The organism is Streptomyces sp. NPDC000229 (assembly GCF_040300825.1).
Classification (GTDB): domain Bacteria; phylum Actinomycetota; class Actinomycetes; order Streptomycetales; family Streptomycetaceae; genus Streptomyces.
Map to the genome: position 1 here is coordinate 47,548 of NZ_JBEPEL010000004.1, position 12,017 is coordinate 59,564.

General features: G+C 72.9%; 8 protein-coding genes and 2 pseudogenes. 6 read left to right on the forward strand and 4 right to left on the reverse strand.

Features of this window, described 5'->3' with window-relative positions; translation table 11 throughout:
- Positions 1-36 precede the first annotated feature (36 nt).
- The 6 genes and pseudogenes from ABT360_RS03800 to ABT360_RS03825 all read left to right on the forward strand — a co-directional run bounded on the left by ABT360_RS03800 (position 37) and on the right by ABT360_RS03825 (position 6,766).
- Positions 37-822: a glutamate racemase gene (locus ABT360_RS03800; protein ID WP_351810162.1), complete on the forward strand. Its 786-nt coding sequence runs from the start codon at positions 37-39 to the stop codon at positions 820-822.
- A 72-nt stretch (positions 823-894) separates the two neighbouring features.
- A pseudogene (locus ABT360_RS03805) lies at positions 895-1,422 on the forward strand (hypothetical protein); the annotation flags it as partial.
- 367 nt (positions 1,423-1,789) lie between these two features.
- On the forward strand, positions 1,790-3,406 hold the full coding sequence (gene lnt, locus ABT360_RS03810; RefSeq protein ID WP_351810165.1) for an apolipoprotein N-acyltransferase: 1,617 nt from the start codon (positions 1,790-1,792) through the stop codon (positions 3,404-3,406).
- Positions 3,407-3,416: 10 nt separating this feature from the next.
- Positions 3,417-3,893, forward strand: coding sequence for an NUDIX hydrolase (locus tag ABT360_RS03815; RefSeq protein WP_351810167.1), 477 nt, complete (start codon positions 3,417-3,419; stop codon positions 3,891-3,893).
- 60 nt (positions 3,894-3,953) lie between these two features.
- Complete coding sequence (locus ABT360_RS03820) at positions 3,954-4,739, forward strand: 3-hydroxybutyrate dehydrogenase (protein WP_351810170.1); 786 nt, start codon at positions 3,954-3,956, stop codon at positions 4,737-4,739.
- A gap of 62 nt (positions 4,740-4,801) precedes the next feature.
- Positions 4,802-6,766, forward strand: coding sequence for a helix-turn-helix domain-containing protein (locus tag ABT360_RS03825; RefSeq protein WP_351810173.1), 1,965 nt, complete (start codon positions 4,802-4,804; stop codon positions 6,764-6,766).
- Positions 6,767-6,809: 43 nt separating this feature from the next.
- Here ABT360_RS03825 and ABT360_RS03830 read toward each other — a convergent pair whose 3' ends face one another.
- The 4 genes and pseudogenes from ABT360_RS03830 to ABT360_RS03845 all read right to left on the reverse strand — a co-directional run bounded on the left by ABT360_RS03830 (position 6,810) and on the right by ABT360_RS03845 (position 12,011).
- Complete coding sequence (locus ABT360_RS03830) at positions 6,810-8,168, reverse strand: MFS transporter (RefSeq protein ID WP_351810176.1); 1,359 nt, start codon at positions 8,166-8,168, stop codon at positions 6,810-6,812.
- 601 nt (positions 8,169-8,769) lie between these two features.
- Positions 8,770-10,383: a serine/threonine-protein kinase gene (locus tag ABT360_RS03835; RefSeq protein WP_351810179.1), complete on the reverse strand. Its 1,614-nt coding sequence runs from the start codon at positions 10,381-10,383 to the stop codon at positions 8,770-8,772.
- Positions 10,384-10,521: 138 nt separating this feature from the next.
- A pseudogene (locus ABT360_RS03840) lies at positions 10,522-11,061 on the reverse strand (MBL fold metallo-hydrolase); the annotation flags it as partial.
- Entirely contained in the window at positions 11,058-12,011 is a 954-nt protein-coding gene (locus tag ABT360_RS03845) for a PDR/VanB family oxidoreductase (protein WP_351810546.1), read from the reverse strand. The pseudogene ABT360_RS03840 and the gene ABT360_RS03845, both read right to left, overlap by 4 nt.
- Positions 12,012-12,017 lie beyond the last annotated feature (6 nt).

The window sequence follows — 12,017 nt, forward strand, 5'->3', positions numbered from 1 at the left end:
GACGGGACGGCAAGGGGTGTCGGCTAGGGTGACCGGGTGAAGATCGCGCTCATGGACTCCGGAATCGGCCTCCTGGCGGCGGCCGCCGCGGTGCGTCGGCTGCGGCCGGACGCGGCTCTCGTCCTCTCCTCGGACCCCGACGGCATGCCCTGGGGGCCCCGTACGCCCGACGACCTCACCACACGTGCCCTCGCCGTGGCCCGCGCGGCCGCCGCGCACCGGCCCGACGCGCTGATCGTGGCCTGCAACACCGCCTCCGTCCACACCCTGCCGGCCCTCCGTGCCGAGCTGGAGCCCGCGATCCCGGTCATCGGCACCGTCCCGGCGATCAAGCCGGCCGCGGCCGGCGGCGGGGCCGTCGCCATCTGGGCCACCCCCGCCACCACGGGCAGCCCCTACCAGCGCGGGCTCATCCGTGACTTCGCCGGCTCCGCCGACGTCACCGAGGTGCCCTGCCCCGGTCTCGCCGACGCGGTCCAGCACGCCGACGAGGACGCCATCGACCGGGCCGTCGCCGCGGCGGCCGCGCTCACCCCTACCGATGTCAGGGCCGTGGTCCTCGGCTGCACCCACTACGAGCTGGTCGCCGAACGCATCCGGACGGCCGTACAGCCCGCCGGCCGCCCGCCGGTGGAGCTGTACGGCTCGGCCGACGCGGTCGCCGCCCAGGCACTGCGCCGCATCGGCGCCCTTCCGCAGCCCTCCGCGACCCCCGCCACGGACGTGACCGTGCTGCTCAGCGGCCGCCGGGCCGAGCTCCCGCACGCGGCCCTGACGTACGCCGAAGGCCGCCTCCTCGGGGCCGCCGCGCCGACGCGCTGAGGCGCCGGGCGGCTCGTCGGACCGGCCCCGCGCGAAGAGCCGTGATCGCGGTCCGTGAGTACGCTGCTACTCATGAAGGACCACTCCCGCGACGAGCGACCGCGCACGGACCCGGTGTCCGACGTCTGGACCGGGCGGGCCACCAACCGCGTCCAGTGGGCGCTCGCCGCCGCCGGAGCGGCCTGTGTGGCCCTGGGTATCGAGCTGGCCGTGGAACTCCCGTGGAGCTCCGGTACCGCGGCCCTGCTGATGGCGGTGGTCGGCTGCGTCGCGGCGGGACTGCTGGTGCTCTTCGGGACGCTCGCCTTCGTGTACGTCGAGCTCACGGTGGACGGGCACGCCCTCGAAGTGCGCTGCGGCCACATGGGCGTGCCGCGTCGGCGCATCCCGCTCGACACCGTGGTCGGCGCCGAATTCGCCCCGTCGGTCACCCCGCGCCAATGGGGTGGCTGGGGCTACCGCTGGCTCCCGGAGAAGGGCACGGCGGTCGTGGTGCGCCGAGGCGAGGGCCTGGTCCTCACCCTTGGTGACGGGCGGAGCTTCACCATCACGGTGGACGACGCGGAGGCCGCCGTCCATTTCATCCGCCACCGCCTCCGCCATCGCGGCCGGCAGCGCGCGTCGGCCGAGACGGAGTGGGGGCACCTGGACCGGGCGGTCCCCGGAGACCTCGCCCCGGAGCACCGGCGCGCCGAAGAGCTGCCGCCCGCAGACCTGGGTGGCGAAGAGCTGCCTCCCGGGGAGCTGCGTGCCGAGGACCTGCGCCCCGATGGCCCCGGCCCGGACGGCGCTCCCTTGCCGGGCCCCCCGGGTACCACGGGCCCGCCCTGACCCGCGACCGGACCCGCGCCCTGACCCGCGACCGGAGCCGTGCCCGGACCCGCGACCGGAGCCGTGCCCGGGGGCAGGGCCGGGGCGTGGCCGCCCGCGCTGGGGTTCGTACAGGTGGTCGCCGTAGACTCCGCACGTGAGCACCACCATGACCGCCGTCGATGCCCCTCCCCCTCTCCCGGCCCGCGAGGAACCGGGGGCCCGGTTGCCGTGGTGGCCGGCGCGGCCGACGGGTGCGCTGCTCTCCGGTGCCCTGCTGTTCCTGAGCTTCCCGCCCCGCCCGCTGTGGTGGCTCGCCGTGCCCGGGTTCGCCCTGCTCGGGTGGGCGCTGCACGGCTGCCGGCTCCGGGCGGGCTTCGGCCTGGGCTACCTCGCCGGGCTCGGTTTCCTCCTGCCTCTCCTGGTGTGGACGGGCGAGGCGGTCGGGGCGCTGCCGTGGCTGGCGCTCGTCGCCGTGGAGTCCCTCTTCGTCGCGGCCGCCTGCCTCCTCGTCGCCGCCGTGTCGCGGCTCCCCGCATGGCCGGTGTTCGCCGCCGCCGCGTGGATCGTGGGAGAGGCGGCACGCGCGCGCGTGCCGTTCGGCGGGTTCCCCTGGGGCAAGATCGCCTTCGGTCAGGCGGACGGCGCGTTCCTGCCGCTCGCGGCGGTGGGCGGCACTCCCGTACTCGGCTTCGCCGTCGCCCTGTGCGGCTTCGGTCTGTACGAGACCGTGCGCGTCGCCCATGCGTACCGGGCGACCCGGTCCCTCCCGCGCGGCCCCCTCGCCGCGGCCGCCCTCTCCCTCCTGGTCCCGGTCACCGCGGCCCTCGCCGCCCAGCCGCTGGTCTCCGACGCACCCGAGGACGGCACCGCGACCGTGGCCGCGATCCAGGGGAACGTGCCGCGTCTGGGCCTGGACTTCAACGAGCAGCGCCGCGCCGTCCTCGACAACCACGCCCGCCGCACCGAGCAGCTCGCGGACGATGTCGCGGCGGGCAAGGCGCCCGAGCCGGACTTCGTGTTGTGGCCGGAGAACTCCTCCGACCTCGACCCCTACCGCAACGGCGACGCCCGGTTCGTCATCGACGAGGCGGTCAAGGCCATCGGCGTACCGACCGTCGTCGGTGCCGTCCTCACGCCCGAGACCGGCACCCTCCGCAACACCCTGATCCAGTGGGACCCGCAGGCCGGTCCTGTCGCGACGTACGACAAGCGTCACGTCCAGCCGTTCGGCGAGTACATCCCGATGCGGTCGTTCGTACGGATCTTCGACAAGGACGTCGACCGGGTACGACGCGACTTCGGCCCCGGTACCGAGGTGGGCGTCTTCGACCTCGCCGGGACGAAGGTCGGGCTCGCCACGTGTTACGAGGCGGCCTTCGACTGGGCGGTGCGGGACACCGTCGTTCACGGCGCCCGGCTCATCTCCGTACCGAGCAACAACGCCACCTTCGGGCGCAGCGAGATGACCTACCAGCAGCTCGCCATGTCCCGGGTCCGGGCCGTCGAGCACAGCCGTGCCGTCGTCGTACCGGTGACCAGCGGTGTCAGCGCGATCATCCGGCCGGACGGCACGATCGTGCGGGAGTCCCGGATGTTCACCCCGGACGCCCTGGTGGCGGAGGTGCCGCTGCGCTCCTCGCTGACGCCGGCGACCCGGATGGGCACGCTGCCCGAGGCGGCCCTGGTGGCCCTCGCCGCCGCGGGGCTCGGCTGGGCCGGGTACCTTGCGGCTGCACGTCGCCGTGGCACGCCGCAGCCCCCGACCGCCTAGGGTCGGGCCCATGGCAACTCCTGACTTCATCCGGGCCGTCCGGGCCACCGCCGGGAACCAGTTGCTCCTCCTCCCGGGCGTCACCGCCGTCGTCTTCGACGACGAGGAGAGACTCCTGCTGGTCAGACGGGCCGACAACGGCAGGTGGTCGCTCGTCGGCGGCATCCCGGAGCCGGGGGAGCAGCCGGCCGTGAGCGCGGTGCGGGAGGTGTACGAGGAGACGGCCGTGGAGTGCGTCGTCGAGCGCGTGGTCCTCGTGGAGACGCTGCCGACGATCACGTACGACAACGGCGACCAGTGTCAGTACGTGGACACCTGCTTCCGCTGCCGGGCTGTGGGCGGTCGGGCGCGCGTCAACGACGACGAGTCGCTGGAGGTGGGGTGGTTCGCGCTGGACGCGCTGCCGCCGCTGCGCGAGGGTGAGCTGTTGCGGATCAAGCAGGCACTCACCGATGGCCCCACATGGTTCTCCACCACGACCGACTAGGGCGAAGTATGGGTGTGGGCCACATCGGCTGCGTGGGGCGCGCTTCGTAGGGTGCGGAACATGACCGCACCCCACACCGTCACCTCCCTCGACCTCGGCGGCCGCACCGCCCTCGTCACCGGCGCGGCGAGCGGCATCGGCCGCGCCTGCGCGCTGCGGCTCGCGGCCGCCGGGGCGAAGGTCAGGGCCGTCGACCGGGACGCCCCCGGCCTGGACGCCCTGGCCGAGGCGGCGCCCGCGGCGGCCGGGGCGGTCGAACCGCACGTACTCGACCTGACCGACCTCGACGCCGCCGAGGAACTGGCGGCGGGCACCGACATCCTCGTCAACAACGCCGGGCTCCAACTGGTCCGCCCCATCGAGGACTTCCCCCCGGACGTCTTCCACACCGTCCTCACCGTGATGCTGGAAGCGCCCTTCCGGCTGATCAGGGGCGCGCTGCCGCACATGTACGCACAAGGGTGGGGCCGCATCGTCAACCTCTCCTCCGTCCATGGGCTCCGCGCCTCTGCCTACAAGTCTGCGTATGTGGCCGCGAAACACGGCCTGGAAGGACTGTCCAAGACCGCCGCCCTCGAAGGGGCACCCCACGGGGTCATCTCCAACTGCGTCAACCCCGGCTATGTACGCACCCCCCTGGTAGAAGCCCAGATCGCGGACCAGGCGGAGGCCCACGGCATTCCCCCCGAGCGGGTCGTGACCGATGTCCTGCTGAAGGACTCGGCGCTCAAGCGGCTCGTCGAACCGGAAGAGGTCGCCGAGGCCGTCGCCTACCTCTGCGCCCCTCACGCCTCGTTCATCACCGGTACCTCGCTCGTCCTCGACGGCGGCTGGACCGCGCACTGAGCGTGCTGCGGGTTTTCCACAGGGCTGGTGCGACCACCCGTACGGCAGGTATCCCTGTGACCATGTCCGAAGAACCGCTCCGCGAGCCGGAGCCCAGCGCCGACCCGGCCGCCTACCTGGGGCTTCTCGCGCGTGGGGCGGCCGTCGAGGCGTACGACCGGCCGGTGCTGCTCGCCCGTGCGAGCGGCGCCGGCCCCGCCGCGCTCGCCGCGCTCGAACACGCCAAGCAGCTCGCGCTGCGCGTCCACGCCGAGCTGGAGGGGCGACGGCGCCGCGAGGCCGAGCTGTCCGCGCTCTTCGAGACCGCGCACGACCTCGCCGGGCTGCGGGACCTCGACGCGGTGCTGCGCGCCATCGTGCAGCGCGCGCGTTCCCTGCTGGGCACCGAGGTCGCCTACCTCAGCCTGAACGACCCGGCCCGCGGCGACACCTACATGCGGGTCACCGAGGGCTCGGTGTCGGCACGCTTCCAGCAGCTTCGCCTGGGCATGGGGGAGGGGCTCGGAGGCCTCGTCGCCCAGACCGCCCGGCCGTATGTGACGGAGAGCTACTTCGACGACGAGCGGTTCCGGCACACCCGGGCAATCGACTCCGGCGTACGGGACGAGGGGCTGGTGGCCATCCTCGGCGTGCCGCTCATGCTCGGCAGCCAGGTGATCGGTGTGCTGTTCGCCGCGGACCGGCGCGCCCGTGTCTTCGAGCGCGAACAGGTCGCGCTGCTCGGCTCGTTCGCCGCACACGCGGCGGTCGCCATCGACACCGCCAACCTGCTGGCCGAGACCAGGTCGGCGCTGGCCGAGCTGGAGCGGGCCAACGACATCATCCGTGCCCACAGCGGCGTCATCGAACGGGCCTCGGAGGTGCACGACCGGCTGACCGAGCTGGTCCTGCGCGGCGGCGGTGTCCACGACGTGGCGGCGGCCGTGTCGGAGGTCCTGGACGGATCGGTGGAGTTCACCGAAGGGCCGCTGCCCGCCGAGTGCGTCGACGGCCACGCCACACGGCGTGGTGACGAATGGGTGGCGGCCGTGTCCGCCGGCGCCGAGACCCTGGGGGCTCTCGTGCTGCGCGGCCAGCCGGACCTGGACCCGGTCGACCAGCGGACCCTGGAGCGGGCCGCGATGGTCACCTCCCTGCTGCTCCTCGCACGCCGCTCCGCCGGGGAAGCGGAACAGCGGGTACGAGGGGAACTGCTGGACGACCTGCTCGACGCCCCCGAGCGCGACCGGCGGCTGCTGAAGGAACGCGCCGCCCGCCTGGGCAGCGACTTCGACGCCCCGCACGTGGTGCTGGCAGCCCGCATCGACCGGCCGGATCCACGCGCCGAATCGCACGCCGACCGGAACACCGACCGGCACGTCGATCCCCACGCCGATGCGCACGACACCGAGCGCGAGGGGGCCGACCGGCAGCGCCTCTGGTCGGCCGCCTCGCACCTGGCGGCCACCCGCCGCGGCCTCGCCTCCGCCCGCGACGGCGGCACCGTGCTGCTCCTCCCGCTGGGCCCGGGCGACACCGCGGCCGAGCTCGCCCGGCAGACCGCCAAGCACCTCGGAGGCACCCTGCGCGAACCGGTGACCGTCGGCGCCTCGTCCCCCGTCGGTGCCCCCGCCACGCGCCCGGGGGACATAGCCCCCGCGTACGCCGAGGCCCGCCGCTGCCTGGAAGCGCTGCGCCTGCTCGGCCGCTCCGGCGAGGGCGCGGCAGCCCCGGACCTGGGCTTCCTCGGTCTGCTGCTCGCCGACCCCCGGGACATCACCGGCTTCGTGACGCGCACGATCGGCGAGGTCGTCGCCTACGACCGGAGCCGTGGCACCGACCTGGTGCGCACCCTCGACGCCTACTTCGCCAGCGGGATGAGCCCGGTACGGACGAAGGACGAACTGCACGTTCACGTCAACACGGTGGCGCAGCGTCTGGAGCGCATCGGCCGGCTGCTCGGCCCCGACTGGCAGTCCCCGCCGCGTGCCCTGGAGATCCAGCTCGCGTTGCGGCTGCACGCGATGTCCGCGGCGGTAGCACGCTGAAACGGCCGGTCGCCCCGGTGGGACGACCGGCCGTTCCGTACCGTCAGCGCCCCGCCACGGCCCCCTCCCGCTCCTCGGCCACATCGGCCAGGTCCCGGTTGCGGGTCTCGCGGGCGCATGCGATCGCGACCACGGTGAGCAGCGCGGCGGCGATGACGTACAGGGAGATCGGCGTCGAGCTGCCGTAATCGGCGAGCAACGCGGTCGCGATCAGCGGCGCCGGGGCGCCGGCGGCCACCGACGAGAACTGCGCTCCGATGGAGGCGCCCGAGTAGCGCATCCGGGTCGCGAACATCTCGGAGAAGAACGCCGCCTGTGGCGCGTACATCGCCCCGTGCAGCACCAGTCCGACGGTCACCGCGAGCAGCAGACTGCCGAAGCTCCTGCTGTCGATGAGCGCGAAGAACGGGAACATCCACGCCCCCACGCCCACCGCCCCGATCAGATAGACCGGCCGGCGTCCGATACGGTCCGACAGCGCTCCCCAGGCGGGGATCACCGCGAAGTGCACTGCCGAGGCGATGAGTACGGCGTTGAGCGCGGTCTGCTTGCTCAGCCCGGTCGACGTCGTCGCGTACACCAGGATGAACGCGGTGATGACGTAGTAGCTGATGTTCTCGGCCATCCGCGCACCCATCGCGATCAGCACATCGCGCCAGTGGTGCCGCATCACGGCGACCAGCGGCATCCTCTCCACCTGCGCCGTCTCCGCCTTGCGCGCTTCCGCCCGGGCCAACGCCGCCTTGAAGACGGGCGATTCGTCGACGGAGAGCCGGATCCACAGACCGACGATCACCAGCACACCGGACAGCAGGAACGGGATGCGCCAGCCCCACGAGGTGAACGCAGCGTCCGACAACAGCGCGGTGAGCGCGGACAGCACCCCGGTTGCCAGCAACTGCCCCGCCGGTGCCCCGGTCTGCGGCCACGACGCCCAGAAACCACGCCTCCTCGCGTCCCCGTGCTCCGACACCAACAGCACGGCCCCGCCCCACTCACCCCCGAGCGCAAACCCCTGCACCAACCGCAACACGGTCAGCAGCACGGGCGCGGCCGTCCCGATGGTGGCGTGCGTCGGCAACAACCCGATGGCGAAAGTCGCTCCACCCATCAACAGCAGGCTCAGCACGAGCAGTTTCTTCCGCCCGAGCCGGTCCCCGTAGTGCCCGAACACCAACGCCCCGAGCGGCCGCGCCGCGAACCCGACGGCGTACGTCAGAAACGACAGCAGGGTGCCCACGAGCGGATCGGAGCCGGGGAAGAACAGCTTGTTGAAGACGAGCGCGGCGGCCGACCCGTACAAGAAGAAGTCGTACCACTCGATGGTGGTCCCGATGAGGCTCGCGGCGACGATCCGCTTGAGGCTGGCGGGAGCTGGTGGAGCGGTCGCGGGGGAGGACATCGGCACCACTTCCTGGCGGTTGACGGGGACGATTGCGTGTCGCCACACCGTAGGAACGCGCAGGTCAGAGGCGTATGTGGCGGGACACCATAGTTCTGGGCGTGGGAGTGCGCGCGACCACCATGGGCGGCACCTGCGCGCGACGGCCGGAGCTCTTCGAGAGCCTCGGCGGGGCCCCGAAGCAGCTGTCTGAGTCGCGCCATCCGGGCACCTTCTGGTGGTGCCCGTACTGACTCCCGTGCCGACTTGGTGCCGACTGCGCTGCGTGGAACGGAATGCTTCACGGATCGGGGGTGGGCAACCAGCAGTGGGGGAGCCCTCTGATCGCGGATGGTGGTCGGCCGCACACCCGACCCAGTTCCGCGCACTCATCCGCAACGCCGTGCCAGGCGGAGTCGCCGTCACCAGCGGACGTCTCACCGACATCACCCCAACTGAGGGCTCGACCCTGACCTGTCCTTGGGAACGCGGCGAGCCGAGACCTGGCAACGGGTGACGATGCGCACGCGGTTACGGAGGCGCGCTCGTCGTCTCGCGTACGACGACGGGGCGCCCCGAGCCATAGCCACGGCTCGGGGCGTCCCCATTCGCGTAACCGCTGCTACCCCTTCTGCCAGAGGGTGAGCCGGGTGGCATAGTCGGGCAGGTTGCTGTGGCCGGTGGTGATGCCGGTGACCTCCAGCATGGCCAGCCGGCCCTCGGTGGTGACCGTGCACAGCAGCGTCCCGACGGGGAGGGTGGTGCGCAGGTCCTTCGCCTCGATCTCGGTGGCCAGCACGTCGGCCTGGGCGCCCTGCAGGCATTGCTGCGGTGTCTTGCCGGTGCTCTTGCCCATCGGGGTGTAGAACTCCCAGCGGCCGCCCGAAATTTCGCTGAGCTTGAGCTCCCGGCCCGGTGTGTCCTGCACGACCTGGGGAACGTCGAGGTCGACCTCGACGATGTTGGCCCCGCTCGGCGAGCGCAGGGCGAGTGGACGGTCCCGGAAGACGACGGTGTACCCGGAGTCGTCGTCGGCGGAGTGCGTCGGAACAGGGTCGGTGGAGTGGGTGGGCTGCACCGACTGCTTGCCGTCGCCCTTGCCCTGCCCGGCGTCCGAGGTGCCGCTGGAGCGGGCCAGGGTCCAGGTCAGGACCACCGCCAGGAGGACGGCCACGGCGGTGCCGGCGACGACGACCCCGGTCCGCGGACGTCGCAGGGCGGCCGGCGCCGAGGGGGTGGGCGGCGGCGGGGACGGCGCCACGGTCGGAGCGGCGGCGAAGGTCGGGCCGTGCGGCGGGCGCGGCCCCGGGTCGGTGACCGCCGGCTCGGGCGGCGAGGTGAGTGCGGCACGCTCTCGGGCGGCCACCTGTGCGGTCAGCGGCTGCGGCAACCAGCCGGTGAAGTCGTTCAGGGAGCGCCCTGCGGCCTGCTCGCACAGTGCGGCCAGTTCCTGGGCGCCGATGCGGTCGGCCGGGTCGGGGGACAGGCAGCGCTCGAGGAGCGGCCGGAGCCGGTTGTCGTAGAGGTCCAGGCGGGGTGGGCGTACGGCCGTGTTGGCGATCTGCGCGGCGAGGGTGAGGGCGCCGCCGTCGCCGTAGGGGTGGCGGCCGGTCGCGGCGACGGCGGCGATGAGGCCGAGCGAGAAGACGTCGGTGGCTGGCCCTACCGGTTCGCCGAGTGCGTGCTCCGGGGACATGAACTGCGGGGTGCCGATGACGCCGCCTGACATGGTGAGCCGGGTGGCGTCGGCGGCGCGCGCGATGCCGAAGTCAATGACGTATGGGCCCTGGTTGCTCAGCAGGATGTTGCTGGGCTTGAGGTCGCGGTGCACGATGCCGGCGGTGTGGATCGCGGTCAGCGCCCGCGCGGTGCAGCCGACGAGCTGGAAGACAGCGGGCAGCGGCAGCGGGCCGTGCGCCGCGAGAGCCTCATGCAGGGGTAGGCCGGGGATGAACACCGAAGCCAGCCAGGGCTGTTCGCCGGTGGTGTCGTGGTCGACGACCGGGACGACGTGGTAACCCTGGACGCGACGGGCCGCCTGGACCTCCTGCTCGAAGCGGCGGCGGAAGCCGGGGTCGCTGCCGTACTCGCGCCGGATCACTTTCAGCGCGACGGGCTGTCCGCCGCGGGTGCGGGAGAGGTAGACGGTTCCCATGCCTCCCTCGCCGATGCGGGCCAGCAGCCGGTATCCCGCGATGTCCCGCGGGTCCTCGGCGCGCAGCCGTTCACCTGTCACGTCCGCCGCCATGCCGGACCCGCCCCCATTCCTTGATCATCGCGTGCGGCGAGCGTAACGGAGGCAGACCCGGCCACGCGCCCTGTTTCACGTGCCGGGCAGCTCATGGCGCAGCGGGACCGGGCCGCATGCGGGAAAGTCCCGGATGGAGCGGATGATGGTGGGGAAGTGGGGGTACGACCCGACGGTGGCGCCCGGCCCGCCGGCGAAGAGCGTGTCGCCCGTGCAGGCAGTGCCCCGGTCGGGCGCGTACAGGGAAACTGCCCCGAGGGGGTGGCCGGGGACGTGCAGTGCGGTCAGCGCGGTGCCTGCGACGCTCGGCACGTACCCGTGGGAGAGGTAGTCGTCGGGCGAGCGGTCCGGATGGGGTCCGCTCCCACAGCGTCCGGTCGTCACGACGGATGAGGATCGGCGCCTCGGTCAGCTCCGCGAGCGCGGGACGCGGCGCCGACAGGGTCGTTGTGGCCACGTTGTGGCCATCAGTGCACCGGATGCGGTCAGCCGGCGGTCGCCGATCGCGGCCGCGGTGGTGTCCGCGTCGTGGGCGGCGTCGATCACCACCGCCTCCCGGTCGTCGCCAATGATCCACACGTGCTTGGCCACCTCCGACGTGCCGCCGTCGAGGGACAAGGTGCCGGAGGTGACCACATGCTCGATACGTACGCCGCCGGTCTTCACAGGTCCAGGAGAAGACGCGGGCAGGCGGCGCGCGAGACGCAGATGAACATGGTGTCGTGCGCAGCCTGCTCGGCGGGCGTGAGGAGGGAGTCGCGGTGGTCGACGTTCCCGTCGAGGACGGTGGTCTCACACGTGCCGCAGGTGCCCTCCTGGCAGGAGGACAGCACCTGCACGCCGGCTTCCTCGACCGCTTGGAGGACGGTCTTGTCCGGGGGGACGGTCACCGTGACGCCGCTCCGGGCGAGTTCGACGTCGAACGCCACGTCCGGGCCATGTGGGCCAGGGTCCGTGGGCGCGAACCGCTCGATGTGCAAGGCGCCGGCCGGCCATGCGGAACTGCGCTGCTCCACGGCCTTCAACAGGCCTTCGGGGCCGCAGCAGTAGACCAGCGTGCCCGGCTGCGGGGCGGCCAGCAGCACGTCCAGGTCGAGTGCGCCGCACGTGTCCTGAGGGCGCAGGGACACCCGCTCCCCGTACGCCGATGCCAACCGCTCCCGGAAGGCCATCGTGCGGAGGCTTCGGCCGCCGTAGGCCAAGTGCCAATCGGCTCCCCGCCGTTGGGCCTCCTCGACCATCGGCAGGATCGGGGTGATGCCGATGCCGCCCGCGAGGAACAGGTAGCGCGGGGACGGTTCCAGGGCGAAGTGGTTGCGCGGACCGCGCACCCGTACCGTGGCTCCCTCGTGCAGGCGCTCGTGGACCCACGCCGAGCCGCCCCGGCTCTCCGGTTCGCGCAGGACCGCGACGTGCCAGCGGGAGCGGTCGGCCGGGTCCGAGCACAGCGAGTACTGGCGTACCAGATCGGGCCCGAGGACCAGGTCGATGTGGGCACCGGGGCTCCACTCCGGCAGGGGGGAGCCGGCGGGGTGCGTGAGCGTCAGCAGGGCGACGCCCTCCGCGAGGGTCTCCTTGCGTGTCAGGGCCAGGTCGAGTTCGACCTCTGCCGCGATGCGCGG